At 64.4% G+C, this 15,713-nt stretch carries 7 protein-coding genes; 2 read left to right on the forward strand and 5 right to left on the reverse strand.

What is annotated here, in order from left to right; all coding sequences use genetic code 11:
* The first annotated feature begins 652 nt into the window (after positions 1–652).
* The gene (locus HWX55_RS00365; RefSeq protein WP_050016204.1) at positions 653–1,456 is read left to right on the forward strand and encodes an EAL domain-containing protein; all 804 of its coding nucleotides are present in this window, start codon (positions 653–655) and stop codon (positions 1,454–1,456) included.
* 71 nt (positions 1,457–1,527) lie between these two features.
* Positions 1,528–1,944, forward strand: coding sequence for a hypothetical protein (locus tag HWX55_RS00370; protein WP_175973078.1), 417 nt, complete (start codon positions 1,528–1,530; stop codon positions 1,942–1,944).
* A 24-nt stretch (positions 1,945–1,968) separates the two neighbouring features.
* On the opposite strand, the gene HWX55_RS00375 is transcribed toward HWX55_RS00370, so the two are convergent.
* From HWX55_RS00375 to HWX55_RS00395, 5 genes are all read right to left on the reverse strand, one after another.
* Positions 1,969–3,105 carry a DUF2827 family protein gene (locus HWX55_RS00375; protein ID WP_175973080.1) on the reverse strand — a complete coding sequence of 379 codons (1,137 nt, stop codon included), beginning with the start codon at positions 3,103–3,105 and terminating at the stop codon, positions 1,969–1,971.
* A gap of 28 nt (positions 3,106–3,133) precedes the next feature.
* Positions 3,134–4,288: a DUF2827 domain-containing protein gene (locus tag HWX55_RS00380; protein ID WP_175973082.1), complete on the reverse strand. Its 1,155-nt coding sequence runs from the start codon at positions 4,286–4,288 to the stop codon at positions 3,134–3,136.
* 14 nt (positions 4,289–4,302) lie between these two features.
* Entirely contained in the window at positions 4,303–5,448 is a 1,146-nt protein-coding gene (locus HWX55_RS00385; protein ID WP_124680890.1) for a DUF2827 domain-containing protein, read from the reverse strand.
* Positions 5,449–5,835: 387 nt separating this feature from the next.
* Positions 5,836–6,507 carry an OmpA family protein gene (locus HWX55_RS00390; RefSeq protein WP_175973084.1) on the reverse strand — a complete coding sequence of 224 codons (672 nt, stop codon included), beginning with the start codon at positions 6,505–6,507 and terminating at the stop codon, positions 5,836–5,838.
* 120 nt (positions 6,508–6,627) lie between these two features.
* A complete protein-coding gene (locus HWX55_RS00395) occupies positions 6,628–14,799 on the reverse strand; it encodes an ESPR-type extended signal peptide-containing protein (RefSeq protein ID WP_175973533.1) in 8,172 nt (2,723 codons plus the stop codon).
* Between the last annotated feature and the right edge of the window lie 914 nt (positions 14,800–15,713).

A 15,713-nucleotide genomic window follows, 5' to 3' on the forward strand; every position in this document is an offset into this window, starting at 1 on the left:
AAAGAAACCGCCGAACCGGATGGGTTCGACGGTTTTCGAAGGCACGAAATTGACGGCTCCGAGGGAAGTCCGTCAAAAACAAGTTTATAGGTTAACAAGTTGGAAGGATTGTTAAATATGTTTCAATCTATAATCTTCATATAATTGAAATTGATATTATAGATTAAACGGAGATTGAAAATTGCATGCTGCAGTGATCGAATGGCGTGCGGCGGCAGTATCAAGAGTGAGACGGCACGTGCGGAGAGCGGCATTTCTCACCGACATATCGAGCGCGGGCGGTACTTCATCGCATAGTATTTATCTGATCAATTGACGGTGCCCAATTCGAGCGACGAGCGAATCCGGGAAAAGAAGATTCGGATAAAACGGTCTGGATGAAAAATATAAGCGATTCGGATTTGAGGCCCTTGTAATTCGCGTTGTGTAACCTGTCGCACTGTCGGCATCGCGCGCGCGTGGTGTATTTCAGGTAATCGAATATCGTAAAAATATCGAATTTGACGGCGCCGAAGCGACCAGTACGCTCCCCGGAAAAAATCGACATACAGGATGGGCCGGGTAGGCGGCGGAGCGCGTCGAGGTGGGCGCGTTCCGCCTGGGTGTTGAGGTCGAGCCGCGATCGGCGGCTCGCCATTTGCCGGAGCGCCGGATGAATGCGGTCGAAGCTCGCCAGGAGGCGAATCGGAAAGCGAATCGCGACGAAATCGATCTCGTGTTCGGCGCGCGCGACGATCATCCCGACCTTGCGTCGGTACGCAGTTTCGTCGAAAGCCGGCTCGGATTCGCGCACGAGCCCGTGTGCCGCGCCGACCTGTCGGGCGGCGTGCTGTACGAGGAACGCCTGGCGCGGTTGCGGTGGGGCGAGCGCGATGCGCTGCCGCCGCTCGTCTTCCTGCCGCGCCTCGAAGCGCTCGGCCTGATGCGCTGGTTCGACCGGCTGGTGGTCGGCCGTACGATCGATGCGCTGCGTGCCGATCCGGGCGCCGTGTACGGTTGCAACGTCGCGGCGGCGAGCGCGGTCGTGGACGACGCGTGGCTCGCGATTTTCAGGCGGCTCGAGCGCGAGCCGTCGGTGGCCGCGCGGCTGGTCGTCGAGATCACGGAGACGGGGCCGCTGAACCCCGTCGCGGGCCGGTCGTTCGTGTACCGCTTCCGGCGGGCCGGGTGCCGGATCGCGATCGACGATTTCGGCGTCGGCTTCAGCGCGTTAAACAATCTGGTGGTCGGCAATCCCGACATCGTGAAGCTCGACCGCTCGATCCTGTCGATGATCAAGCGCAACGCGATCGGGCGCTACCAGTTCCGGCGGCTGATTGCGTTTGCGCATGAAGGTGCGCGGCACGTCGTCGTCGAAGGCGTGGAAAGCGAGACCGACCGGCAGATCATCGTGGATGCCGGCGTCACGTGGGCGCAGGGCATTCGCTTTTCATGGCGATCGCCGGCCGCCGCGTGATAGCGGAAACGGGCAGGGCGGCGCGCGCGGTGCGCGTCGGGGGCGGGACGAATCGCAAAAGGGGCGTGGGCATGACGGAGACGAAATCCGGAGGCGGAACGGGCACGCAGGCGGTCGATGCGCGCGAGCTGGTCGCGATCGCCGAGCTGGCCGACATGCTGCGGCAACTGGGCGCCGAATCGGCCGATGCGCCGATCGACGTCGCGCCGTATCTGGACGGTCTGACACGCGTCGCACGCCGTATTCGGCGAATGATGCCGCTCGACGCGGGCGGCCGCGAACTGGCGGCCCGGCACTACTACGCGGGCGTCATCGCCGGCGCGTGCGGCGACGAGTCGGCGATCGCGCGCGGCGTATCCGACAGCCTCGTCCGGCAATCGGCCGACGCAGGCCGGTCGGCCGCCCGTTGTTTCGCGGTGCTCGCGCGCATCGGGCGGCGGCATGGCCGCGCGTTCGCCGCGCAAAGCGGCGATCGGGTACTGGCGTAACGCAACCGGCGCGTGCGCGGGCAATCAGCCGAGCGGGCGGCCAGCGAACAGGTGCTGGATCTGCGTGGAATAGGCGCGAACGTTGTGCTCGGCGAGCGTGTCGACCTGGTGCAGGCAGCGGCGGGCGGCCGCCGCGTAGTCGTCGAGCCGTGCGTCGTGCGTCTGCGCGGCGGTCGCGATCGCGCGCGCTGCATCGAAGATCTCGAAGTCCGGATAGTAGTAGCCGACGTCGCGCAGGAACGGCGAGTTGTGCACGAGCGGGTAGTTGCCGTATAGCGCGTCGTACAGCAGGTAGTTCAGGCCGTTTTCCCAGTGGTGCGACACGACGATGTCGGTGTGATGCGCGGCCCACGCGACGAACGGCGCGCGCACGTCGGCGGTGGCCTTGCCGTCGCGCACCATCTCGAGCCCGAGCGCGAGATGCTTGAAGGCGACGTTTTCCTTCTTGTCGAACGTGTTGGTCATGTACACGTGCTCGACGAGTTCCGGATGCTCGACGTAGCACGCGTTCGCGGCGAGCATCGGCACGATCGCGCTCTTCACGACGTTCAGGTTCGGCTCGAAGAACGCGATGCGCTTGGCCGGTCCGTGGTTGCGATAGCCGAAGCGCGCCTTCAGTTCAGGGTCCGCGTCGAGGCTGCGTTCGATGAAATACGGCGACCAGATATGCGGCAGCTCGATCACCGGGGCGCGGTACACGGCCTGGAAATACGCGGCGCACGTATGCATGTGCTGCGGATTGGTCCAGATCTCGTCGAACTGCACGCGGTGCGGGTTCGGCCGCCAGTCGTTTTTCTCGAAGTTGATCGTCTCGACCGCGATCACGTAGTCGTTGCCGAAGCGATACGACACGCACTTGCCGCCGCGCTGGCGCACGACGTCCGTGTGCGACGGATCGACGAACGCGTTCATCTCGATCAGCAGGTCGGTCTGGTGAACGACGGCCGACAGCGGCCGCAGCGCATCGCCGAACGCGTCCATCATCAGCGCCTGCGGATACGCGGCGATGCCGTCGTCGTGCGCGAGCCAGACCTCGCCGATCAACGGCGATTGCTTCAGCAGCATGTACAGGTAGACGCAGTGCTGGTTCGCGCCGTTGTACCAGATCGACTGCGTCGCGTCGCGCTGCACGTTGATCGTTATCGCGACATTGAGTTTCATCGGCTCGGCTCCGTGGGGCGAGGATCGGTCATGCGTCGCGATAGAGCGTGGCGATCGCGTCCGTATAGGCCGCGACGTTCTCGGGGTTGTAGATGCTGACCGAGTCGAGCACGTGCTTCGACTGCTCGCGGTAGGCATCGAGGTTCGCGTCGTGCTCGGCGAACGCCTGCAGCAGCGCGCGGCCGCCGGCCTGGCAGTCGAAATCCGGATAGAAATACCCGGCCTTGCCGAGGAACGGCGAGTTGTGGATCAGCGGATAGTCGCCGTACAGCAGCTCGTAATACAGGTAGTTCTGCGCGTTCTCCCACGTGTGCGACACCACCGCATCGCCGTACGCGGCCATGAACTCGTATACCGCATAGCGGCTTTCGAACGTCGTGATGCCGTGGTTCACGATGTCGAGGCTCTTCGCGAAGTGCACGAACGTCGTGTGATCCTTCAGATGGATCGTGTTGCACACGCGCACGAATTCGAGGAATGCCGGATTCGCGCGATACGCTTCCTCGGTCACGAGCATCGGAATGATGCTCGTCTTCACCATGCAGATGTTCGGCTCGAACATCGTCACGCGCCAGCGCGGCTTGGCCGGTTGATAGCCGAACGACAAACCGGCGCCGAGCGTCGCGCGCGCCTTGTCGAACAGCATCGGATGCCAGATGTGCGGGACGATCGTGACCGGCGCGCGCAGCCCCGTCTGGTAGTAGTGCAGGCACGAGCGCTCGAATTCGGGAATCGTCCACACCGCGTCGTACGGCGCGCCCGAGAACAGGAAGCCCGACGGCTTGTCGAACATCGCGCGTTCGATGTCGATCACGTAGTCGTTGCCGACCCGCATCGTGACGACCTTGCCGCCGCGCTCGCGGAACGCACGCAGATAGTCCGCGCCGAACTGCGCGCTCATTTCGATCAGCACGTCGCAGCGCTCGAGCGCTTCGTCCATCGACAGCAGCGGCACGTTCCACTCGCCGAGCATCATCTGCGGATCGGCGACCTGTTCGCCGCCGTTCACCATCACGGCATCCGCGACGAGCGGCGACTGGCGCAGCAGCAGGATCAGCAGCAGGCAGTTCTGGAAAATACCGTTTTCCCACAGCGACTGGCCGGCGCCGCGCACGAACAGCGACACGCCGACGACGAGACGCTTGCCCTCGCCGGGCGCTTGACGGGCATTGGAGTCCGACATGCGTATGCTCCGGTTCAGGCGACCAGACGCGAGACGAACGCGTCGAGGTTCGCGGGGTTGTCGATCGAGACCGAGTGCAGCAGCCGGTCGGCCTTCGCACGGTAGTCGTCGAGGCGTTCGTCGTGATGCAGCCACGCTTCGAGCAGCGCGCGACCGCCGGCGGCCGAGTCGAAGTCCGGGTAGTAATAGCCGGCGTCGCCGATCAGCGTCGAGTTGTGGATCAGCGGATAGCCTCCGTACAGCACGTCGTAATACAGATAGTTCTGCCCGTTTTCCCAGTGGTGCGACACGACCGCATCCGCGTGGCGCGCCATGAAGCCCGGCAGGTCGATGCGCGGCTCGAACGTCGCCTTGTGCTGGCGCACGAGATCGAGGCTGTTCGCGAAGTGCACGAAGGTCGGATGTTCTTTCATGTGCATCGAGTTGACCACGAACATGTGTTGCACCGCATCAGGCCGCGCGCGGTAGAGCTCGTCGCAAGCGAGCATCGGGTAGTGGCAGGACTTCGCGACCGAGATGTTCGGCTCGAGCATCGCGAGCTTCCATGGCCGCTGGCCGGGCCGATAGCCGAACGTCGCGCCTTCGTCGGCGAGCGCGGCCACGCGGCGCTCGAGGAAGTACGGCGACCAGATGTGCGGCATCAGGTGGACGGGCGCGCGCAGGATCGTCCGCAGCATCGGCGCGGCGGTCTTGTCGTATTGCGGCAGCAGCCACACTTCGTCGAACGGCGCGCCGTTGAACACGTGCCCCGACGGTTTCCCGAAGATCGGCGTTTCGCCCAGCCCCGCATACACGTGCCCGCAGAAGAACGCAGCGGTCTTCTTGCCGAGCGCCTTCATGTGCCGGAGCCATTCGACGGGCAACTGCGCGCCCATTTCGATCACGACGTCGAGTTCGTGCGTGACGTCGGCGGGTTTCACGAGCGGGATGTCGAGGCCGTCGAGTTCGAGGCCGGCCGGCAGCGCGTTGGCGTCGCCGCCGTTCAGGAAATAGACGGGGCCGACGCGATCCGAGCGCTTGAGCATCATCGCGAGGAACGCGATGTTCTGGTGAATGCCGTTTTCCCAGATCGCCTGGCCGTCGCGCGCGAACAGCGAGATGCCGACCGCCGGCCGTTGCTTGCGGGTGCCGCCCGCGGCGGCTTCATTGATGTCCGTCACCGGTTGTTTCCTCTGCGGCGTCGTGCGTCCGGCATCGCGTCGAGCGTCTGGCCGGCAGCGGCGCGCCGTGGATTGTCATGGTTGGATTCGCGCCGGTGCGCCGCGGTGCGCGAATCGGTCGACGAGATTCGCGAAGGCGGCGGCCGGATTCCGGCGTGTCGTCGGGCACGCCTGGCACGGCGCGCGTCGGGCGGGCTGCCCCGGCGACTGTTTGCGGCGATTGTGGCATGGAAACCGCCGGTTTTGGCAGCGCGTGACGAACTTTGACATAGCCGACGGCCAACGGGAGCGGGCGCAGGCGTTGCGGTGCCCGGTGGTCCGGCGGAATTCCGGCGTGGCGCGTGCGGCCTGCCGGATCGCGCGGCCGCATGGGCGGCCGCGGGCGGCTCAGTGCTGCAGCCGGATTTCGACGCGACGGTTGCTGGCGCGGCCTTCCGGCGTCGCGTTCGAGGCGACCGGATCGGCCTTGCCGCGGCCCGAGACCGTCATCGAATCGGTCTTCAGTCCATGCGCCTTCAGATAGGCAGCGACCGATTCGGCGCGGCGCTTCGACAGCGCGAGGTTGTAGTCGTCGCTGCCCACCGAGTCGGTGAAGCCGGTGACCGTCACCAGCGAGTACGTGCGGTCGGCGCGCTCGCTCAGCAGCCGGTCCAGCGATTCGCGCGCGGTCGGCGCGAGCGTCGCGCGATCGGTCGCGAACAGCGCGTCGCCCGACAGGTTCACGCGTTCGATGACGGCGGCGGCGGCGGGTGCGGGTGTGGCGGCCGAGGCCGCCTCGACCGGCGCGGCGCCGCACTGGAACACCAGCGTGGCCGGATCGGAGTTGTCGCGCAGCGCGCGGGCCGAGTCGACGGCGCGCACGGGCTCGTCGCCGCAGATCTTGCGAGCAGCCTTCATGCAGGTTTGCGGGCCCGACAGCAGGCCGTGGCAGTCCACCTGGAAGGTGCGCACGCCGTCGCGCGGCTGCAGTTCGGAGGCGCTGAAGGTCGGGCCGGATGCGGTCGAGCACGCGGCGAGGACCGTTGCGGAAAGCGCGAGCGCAAAAGCGAGTTTGTTCACGGTGACGTCCTTAAAGCTTGGGTTGACCGAGGCCCGCCGCGCGGCGCGCAGCGGGCTCGTCCTGCCGTCGGCGCCGCGGGCATCCGGCTGGCGAGCCGGACGCCCGGGCGGCGCGACGCGTTACTTCCACTGATACAGCATGCCGGCGCCGATCACCTTCTGACCGCCGCTGAAGCCGCCGTTGACCGACGCCTTCAGGTTCTCCGTGATACGCGCCTGCATGCTGACCGCCATCGCCTTCTGGCCGAGGAAGGTCGACGTGCCCACGCCCATCCCGAAGTTGGCGTCGCGATCGAGCTGCGGGATCGACGCCATCGCGCCGACGGCCGCGATACCCTGCTTCGCCATCTGGTCGGTCTGCTGCAGTTGCGAACCCAGCGAGTTGATCTGCGCCTGCTGGCCCGACAGTGCCGTCGACAGCGTCGTCTGCACTTGCGTCAACTGGTTCACGTTCACCGCGTCGGTGCCCTGCGTACCCGGCGCGACGTTCGTGATCTGGCGCTGCTGCTGGTCGTTGCCGACCGACACCACGTTCGAGCGACCGCCGTCGTTCGACGCCGCGCCGATTGCCACGGAGTTCGAACCGGCCGTGACGACCGGAAGGTCGTTGCCCTTGCCGTTCAGGTCGGCGGCGACGCCGTTGTTGTTCGCCGTACGCGCCGTGTTGTTGTTGATCGTCGTCGACAGCTGGCTCACTTGATCGCCGAGGTTCGTCACGCCGGTCGACAGCGAGGCCACCGTGCTGTTGGTCGAACTCAGGCCGGTGGACAGCGAACCGATGCCGGTCGACGTGGACGTGGACAGCGACGTCAGGTTGCTGTTCGTGGAACTGAGCCCCGTCGACAGCGAGTTGATCGCGGTCGACGTGGACGTGGACAGCGACGCTACGTTGCTGTTCGTCGTGCTCAGGCCGGTCGACAGCGAATTGATGCCGGTGGACAGCGACGCGACGTTCGACGCGGTGGACGTCGACAGCGTGTTGAGCGCGTTGTTCGTCGCGTTCAGCTGGCTGCCGTTGATCGCGTCCGTGCTCGTGGCCGAGATCCGGCCCGCGGCGACGTTCGTGATCTGGCGTTCCTGGCCCGGTGCGCCGACGCTCACCACGCCGACCGGCGAGCCGCCCGCGAACGGGTAGGTGACGCCACCGATCGTGGCGCTCGAGGTGCCGACCGCCGCGGCCGTGACCGAGTTCGCGCCGAGTGCGATCGAGTTCGCGACGTTCGCTTGCGCGTTCGTGCCGAAGGCGAGGGCGTCGGCGGCCGTGGCCTTGGCGGCCGAGCCGTAGGCCTGGGCGCCGGTGGCGCTGGCCGTGGCCTGGCTGCCCAGCGCGATCGTGTTGTCCGCGGTGGCCTGGTTCGCGCTGCCGAGGGCGAGCGCGCTGGCGCCGGTTGCCGTGTTCTGGTTGCCGAGGGACACCGCGCCGTCGCCGGTTGCCGTGTTGTTGGCACCCATCGCCACCGCGCCGGTGCCCGTCGCCACGTTCGGATCGCCGATCGCGACCGCGCCGTCGCCGGACGCCGTGTTGCCGGAGCCGATCGATACCGCCTTGCCGCCCGTTGCCGATGCGCTCTGGCCGATCGCGACCGCGCCCGCCGTCTGCGCGTTCGAACCGTCGCCGACCGCGACGCTGCTGGCGCCCGCCGCGCTGGCGTTCACGCCGGCGGCGAGGGCGTTGGTGCCGGTGGCGCCCGTGTTGTCGTAGTTGGCTTGCTGCACGCCGTTGTCGTTGACGCTGTAGTAGTGCGTCTTCGCGGCGTTGATCGCGGTCGAGGTGGACGTGGACAGCGACGCCACCGAGCTGTTCGTGCTGCTCAAGCCGGTGGACAGCGAGCCGATGCCGGTCGAGGTCGACGTGGACAGCGACAGGATCGTGCTGTCCGTGCTGCTCAGGCCGGTGGACAGCGAGCTGATGCCGGTCGAAGTCGAGGTCGACAGGGACGTGATCGAGCTGGTCGCCGAGGAGAGGCCGGTCGAAGTCGAAGTCGACAGGGAGCTGATCGAGCTATTCGCCGACGACAGACCCGTCGAGGTCGAAGTCGACAGGGAATCGATCGAGCTGTTAGCCGAAGACAGACCCGTCGAAGTCGAAGTCGACAGCGACGTGATCGAGCTATTGGCTGACGAGAGGCCCGTCGAAGTCGAGGTGGACAGCGACGTGATGGAGCTGTTGGCCGACGACAGGCCCGTCGAGGTCGAAGTCGACAGCGACGTGATGGAGCTATTCGCCGACGACAGGCCGGTCGACGTGGAGGTCGACAACGACGTCAGCGAGCTATCGGTCGAGCTGAGGCCCGTCGACAGCGAATTGATACCCGTCGAGGTCGAGGTCGACAGCGAGGTGATGGAGCTGTTGGCCGACGACAGACCCGTCGAGGTCGAAGTCGACAGGGAATCGATCGAGCTGTTAGCCGAAGACAGACCCGTCGAAGTCGAAGTCGAGAGCGACGTGATCGAGCTATTGGCCGACGAGAGGCCCGTCGAAGTCGAGGTGGACAGCGACGTGATGGAGCTGTTGGCCGACGACAGGCCGGTCGAGGTCGAAGTGGACAGCGACGAGATCGAGCTGTTCGCCGACGACAGGCCGGTCGACGTGGAGGTCGACAACGACGTCACCGAGCTATCGGTCGAGCTGAGGCCCGTCGACAGCGAACTGATACCCGTCGAGGTCGAGGTCGAGAGCGACGTGATGGAGCTGTTGGCCGACGACAGGCCAGTCGAGGTCGAAGTCGAGAGCGACGTGATGGAGCTGTTGGCCGACGACAGGCCAGTCGAGGTCGAAGTCGAGAGCGACGTGATAGAGCTGTTAGCCGACGAGAGGCCGGTCGAAGTCGAGGTGGAGAGCGACGTGATCGAGCTATTCGCCGACGAGAGACCTGTCGAGGTCGAGGTCGAGAGCGACGTGATCGAGCTGTTCGCGGACGACAGACCTGTCGAAGTCGAAGTGGACAGCGACGAGATCGAGCTGTTAGCCGACGACAGGCCGGTCGACGTGGAGGTCGACAGCGACGTCACCGAGCTATTGGTCGAGCTGAGGCCCGTCGACAGCGAATTGATACCCGTCGAGGTCGAGGTCGACAGCGAGGTGATCGAGCTATTCGCCGACGACAGCCCCGTCGAGGTCGAGGTCGAGAGCGACGTGATCGAGCTATTCGCCGACGACAGGCCCGTCGAGGTCGAGGTCGAGAGCGACGTGATGGAGCTGTTGGCCGACGACAGGCCAGTCGAGGTCGAAGTCGAGAGCGACGTGATAGAGCTGTTGGCCGACGACAAGCCGGTTGACGTAGAAGTGGACAGCGACGTCACCGAGCTATCGGTCGAGCTGAGGCCGGTCGACAATGAGTTGATACCGGTCGAAGTCGAAGTGGACAGCGACGTGATCGAGCTGTTAGCCGACGACAAGCCGGTGGACGTGGAAGTCGACAGCGACGTCACCGAGCTATCGGTCGAGCTGAGGCCGGTCGACAATGAGTTGATACCGGTCGAGGTCGACGTGGACAGCGACGTGATCGAGCTGTTAGCCGACGACAATCCGGTCGACGTGGAGGTCGACAGCGACGTCACCGAGCTGTTGGTCGAGCTGAGGCCGGTCGACAGCGAGTTGATGCCGGTCGAGGTCGAAGTCGACAGTGAGGTGATCGAGCTGTTGGCGGACGACAGACCCGTCGAAGTCGAAGTCGAGAGCGACGTGATGGAGCTGTTAGCCGACGAGAGGCCGGTCGAGGTCGAGGTCGAGAGCGACGTGATCGAGCTATTGGCCGACGACAGGCCGGTCGAGGTCGACGTGGACAGCGAGGCGATCGAGCTGCTAGCCGATGACAAGCCGGTCGACGTAGAGGTCGACAGCGAGGTGATCGAACTGTTAGCCGACGAAAGACCCGTCGAAGTCGAGGTCGAGAGCGACGTGATCGAGCTATTGGCCGACGACAGGCCGGTCGAGGTCGACGTGGACAGGGACGTGATCGAGCTGTTAGCCGACGACAAGCCGGTGGACGTGGAGGTCGACAGCGACGTCACCGAGCTATTGGTCGAGCTGAGGCCCGTCGACAGCGAATTGATGCCCGTCGAGGTCGATGTCGACAGTGAGGTGATCGAGCTGCTGGCGGACGACAGACCCGTCGAAGTCGAAGTCGACAGCGACGTGATCGAGCTGTTAGCCGACGAGAGGCCGGTCGAAGTCGAGGTCGAGAGCGACGTAATCGAGCTATTCGCCGACGAGAGGCCCGTCGAGGTCGAAGTCGAGAGCGACGTGATCGAGCTATTGGCTGACGACAAGCCCGTCGACGTGGAGGTCGACAGCGACGTGACCGAGCTATTGGTCGAGCTGAGTCCCGTCGACAGCGAATTGATGCCCGTCGAGGTCGATGTCGACAGCGAAGTGATCGAACTATTAGCCGACGAAAGACCTGTCGAAGTCGAGGTCGAGAGCGAGGTGATCGAGCTATTGGCCGACGACAGGCCGGTCGAGGTCGACGTGGACAGCGAGGCGATCGAGCTGTTAGCCGACGACAAGCCGGTCGACGTGGAAGTCGACAGCGACGTCACCGAGCTATTGGTCGAGCTGAGTCCCGTCGACAGCGAATTGATACCCGTCGAGGTCGAGGTCGACAGCGAGGTGATCGAGCTATTCGCCGACGACAGACCCGTCGAAGTCGACGTCGACAGCGACGAAATGGCGCTGGTCGCGGTACCGACTTGTTGGGCGACGGAATAAAGCTGGCTGCCGTTGATCGCGTCCGTACTGGTCTCGGTTACTTGGCCGGCGGCGACGTTGGTGATCTGCCGTTCTTTGTTGAAGTCGCCGACGCTGACGGTGCCGACCGGCGTGGCGCCAGCGAATCCGCCGAACGTTACGCCGTTGACGGTCGCGCTGCTCGTCGGGCTGGCCGGGGCAGTCACCGAGTTCGCGCCGAGCGCGACGGAGTTGTTCGTGCCCGCGACGGCGCCGGTGCCGATGGCGACGGCGTCGGTGCCCGTCGCGGTGCTGTCGGCGCCGGTCGAGTTCGCGTGGAAGTACTTGATGCCCTGACTGTTGATGTTGTTGATCGCCGAGCCCACGCTGTTGGCCGTCGACGTCGTGCCGTTCGCGTTGTACGTGGTGTACGCCGGAGCCGAGACCGTGCCCGTCGTCGGGTCGTACGTCGAACCACCGCCAAGTGCGGACGCGGTGCTGTTACCCAGGTTGTCTGTCTTCGTCGAGACCGAGCTGAGGCCCGTGGACAGCGAGTTGATGCCAGTCGAAGTCGACGTCGACAACGAAGTGATCGAGCTATTAGCCGACGAGAGGCCCGTCGACGTGGACGACGAAAGCGACGTGACCGAGCTGTTAGCCGAGCTGAGGCCGGTGGACAGCGAGTTGATGCCAGTCGAAGTCGAGGTCGACAGCGAAGTGATCGAGCTGTTCGCCGACGAGAGCCCCGTCGACGTGGACGACGAAAGCGACGTGACCGAGCTATTTGCCGAGCTGAGGCCGGTGGACAGCGAGTTGATGCCGGTCGAGGTTGAGGTCGACAGCGAAGTGATCGAGCTGTTGGCCGACGAGAGGCCCGTCGACGTTGAGGTCGACAGCGACGTAACCGAGCTGTTAGCCGAGCTGAGGCCGGTGGACAGCGAATTGATGCCGGTCGAGGTTGAGGTCGACAGCGAAGTGATCGAGCTGTTGGCCGACGAGAGGCCCGTCGACGTTGAGGTCGACAGCGACGTAACCGAGCTGTTAGCCGAGCTGAGGCCGGTGGACAGCGAGTTGATGCCAGTCGAGGTCGAGGTCGAAAGCGAAGTGATCGAGCTGTTGGCCGACGAGAGGCCCGTCGACGTTGAGGTCGACAGCGACGTAACCGAGCTGTTAGCCGAGCTGAGGCCGGTGGACAGCGAGTTGATGCCAGTCGAGGTCGAGGTCGAAAGCGAAGTGATCGAGCTGTTGGCCGACGAGAGGCCCGTCGACGTGGAAGACGAAAGCGACGTGACCGAACTGTTTGCCGAGCTGAGGCCGGTGGACAGCGAGTTGATGCCAGTCGAGGTCGAGGTCGACAGCGAAGTGATCGAGCTGTTGGCCGACGAGAGGCCCGTCGACGTGGAAGACGAAAGCGACGTGACCGAACTGTTTGCCGAGCTGAGGCCGGTGGAGAGCGAGTTGATGCCGGTCGAGGTTGAGGTCGACAGCGAAGTGATGGAGCTATTTGCCGACGACAGACCCGTCGACGTGGAAGACGAAAGCGACGTGACCGAGCTGTTAGCCGAGCTGAGGCCGGTGGACAACGAGTTGATGCCGGTCGAAGCCGACGTCGACAGCGAAGTGATCGAGCTATTCGCCGACGACAGGCCCGTCGACGTGGAAGTCGACAAGCTGACGATGCTCGACGTCGTGGTGCTGGCCACCGCGTAAAGCTGGCTGCCGTTGATTGCGTCCGTGCTGCTTGCACTGATCAAGCCGGCCGCCACATTTTGGATGCGGCGCTCGGAACCGGCGGCGCCCACACTCACAACACCAGCGGCCGAATTCGCGCCGGCATAGGTACCGAACGTCTGACTTCCGATCGTCGTGCTGCTGACGGCACCGGTGCCGCCCGTCGCTGTACCGGCGGCGGCGGTCGTGGTCGCACCTGAGCCGAGCGCAACCGAGCCCGTCACGTTCGCATTGGCGCCAGCCCCGAATGCCAGTGCATTCGTCGCACCGGATACTGCGGTATCGCCGATCGCGATGCCGCCGGCCGCCGTGGTCGTACTGCTATTGCCCAGTGCAACCGAGCCCTGGCCGATCGCACTGTTGCTGTTGCCGATTGCCACGGCACCGTTCGCGGCTGTCGTTCCCGCCGCATTGCCTGCGGCGATGTTATTTGCACCCAGCGTCACGGCGCCCGTGCCGTTCGCAATGTTCGGATCGCCGATCGCCACCGCGCCGTTACCGCTCGCGGTCTGTTGACTGCCGATCGCAACGGCGCCGACCCCGGACTTGACAGTCGAACGGTAACCAATCGCCGTCGAACCCAAACCGGCCGTCGACGAAACGCTCGAGGTGTCGCCGATTGCAACCGACGAATTCGCCCCCGCTGTTGAAGTACTTCCCAGTGCCACAGCGGCGGACCCCGCGGCGGTCGACTGATTGCCGGCAGCCAGCGTAGCGAAATTCGACGCGACAGTTCCGATACCCAGCGCCGTTGCGTTCGTGCCGCTTGCACTCGCGCCGAGGCCAAATGCCGATGCTTGTCCGGCCGACGCGGTAGCCGTCGCACCAACGGCGGTTGCATTCGCGGCCGTCGCGGCCGCTTTGTTGCCGAACGCGACCCCGTTCCCCCCCGACGCAACGGCCGTCACACCGATGGCGGTGTCTTGTGCGCCACTTGCAGTGGCTTGATTGCCGATAGCCGTTGCATCCGTGTTCGACGCAACCGCAGCAAAGCCGGACGCGTAACTCGTGGGCCCGGTGGCGCTTGCGTTGAAGCCGGTTGCCATGCTGTTGGCCCCGGATGCCTTGGCGCCCGCACCCAGTGCAATTGCATTGGCGCCTGTCGAAGATGCTGCAGCCCCGACTGCGACGTTATTCGTTATCGAGGTGTTCCCCGCGACACCCGCAACCGCGCCGTCGCCTTGGGCGATGCCGTACGCACCGTTGACGGTCGCGCCGCGGCCGACCGCGATACCCGACGTGGCGGTCGATGCGACGGACGACTGCCCGCCGATCGCGATGCCGTCCGACGCGGCGGACTGCGCGCCCTTCGTTGCGTTGCTGCCGATGGCGACTGCGCCCGCGCCCGATGCGATGGTTGAGTTTGCCTGCGACAGCGGCGTCGTTCCGTTGCCGCCCGCGCCGCCGATCGCGACGGAGTTCAGTGCGTTCGCCGTCGAGCCGAACCCGAGTGCGGTTGCGCCGGCACCGCTCGCGGTGGTTTCGAGGCCGGCCGCGACGCCCCAGAGGCCGGCCGACGATTGCATGCCGGTGGCGACGGCGCCGTTGCCGGTCGCCTGTGCGAACGCCCCGTATACCGTGACACCGGTCCAGCCGTTGCCGTTGGAGTTACACCCGGCTACGACCGAATACGTTCCGGAGCCGTCGCCGGCCTGGTTTTGCGTACCGCCCGGGTTGACGCGGCCGACCGCGCCGTTGCTTCCCGTGAAGCAGGTTTGCTGGGTGTTGAGCGTATTGGCTTCGGCCAATCCGGGCAGGCTGAGCGCCAGCGCCGCGACGGCGGCGACCACGACGGCCGACTTGTTCGGCTTGCCCCGTGCCGAATCGTGTTCCGATGCAGCGACCCAGGCGCCAAGCGCTTCGTTCCAGATCGAGCGGTATGTGCGGTTCATGTCCTACTACCTCCAAATGTGCACGCCACACACCGGTCTCTTTTGTTAGAGGATTGCTCCGTGCGCTCGCGCGAATCTCAAAATTGATGGGCGGAGTTTATTTGAGACGGATTTTGGAGATTGACAAACAGTGATAAATGAAGTGTTTTTAAAGTTAAAGAATGGTTAATGCATCACGTTTTGACGTGCTGTGGAGGAACGAATGTCAAAGATATGAGGATGGGTCGGGCAGGGCTCGTGTTACTGTTGGAACGGCGACAGTTTTATATATAAATCAATGGCTTATGATGGTTGTGTGCGATAGGTTACACAATCGATTCACGTAAAAGTAAGACGAAACAGATCGCAAACGTTTGCGCGCCACCGAATTCTTTCATGTTCGTAATGTTTGGTGGTGGGGCCGGGGATAATGTCATTGATGTTTTATTAACTTGTTAATCTTTTGGTTTGGGTTGAATTAGTGTTTGTATTTACTAGTTATCTGGTAATTGAATTTGTCGGATGTTGGGCACATCGATTTGTGCTGATCTGCGCATTTCGCGCGGCGCAGGGGCCCGAGTGGCGGGCGTTGCGGGCTGCCCGGGCCCGCGAAAGTTGTAAAAAAGTGCTACAGACGCGGCAGCTGAAACAATTCGCGTCAATTTGTCGGTTTTGTCCTATTGACGATCACGTTGACGTCGCGTTAAGGCGGAATCGGCGCGCATGCCGGAAGTCGAGCGGGTGCGCACGCGGCGGGTGTATCGCGTGGTGTCGACAGGCCGTCAAAGACCGAGCGTTGAGGAGCGCGGCGGTGTCTGAAATGTCAGATCCGGCGTGCGGCAATGTGTCTGCCGTGCCGCTGGCGCTCGATGTGTCGAGGAAAAAGAGGGGAGGGAGCGAATGTATCGGGCGCGCCACACTCGAACCACGGGCGG

It is taken from the genome of Burkholderia sp. BCC1047 (assembly GCF_902833155.1).
In the GTDB taxonomy this organism is placed as follows: Bacteria; Pseudomonadota; Gammaproteobacteria; order Burkholderiales; family Burkholderiaceae; genus Burkholderia; species Burkholderia sola.

What these genes read in the sequence shown, in the direction of transcription:
- HWX55_RS00365 (WP_050016204.1), top strand. Translation starts at nt 653, where the DNA reads ATGAATGCGGTCGAAGCTCGCCAGGAGGCGAATCGGAAAGCGAATCGC.
- HWX55_RS00370 (WP_175973078.1), top strand. Translation starts at nt 1,528, where the DNA reads ATGACGGAGACGAAATCCGGAGGCGGAACGGGCACGCAGGCGGTCGAT.
- HWX55_RS00375 (WP_175973080.1), bottom strand. Translation starts at nt 3,105, where the DNA reads ATGAAACTCAATGTCGCGATAACGATCAACGTGCAGCGCGACGCGACG.
- HWX55_RS00380 (WP_175973082.1), bottom strand. Translation starts at nt 4,288, where the DNA reads ATGTCGGACTCCAATGCCCGTCAAGCGCCCGGCGAGGGCAAGCGTCTC.
- HWX55_RS00395 (WP_175973533.1), bottom strand. Translation starts at nt 14,799, where the DNA reads ATGAACCGCACATACCGCTCGATCTGGAACGAAGCGCTTGGCGCCTGG.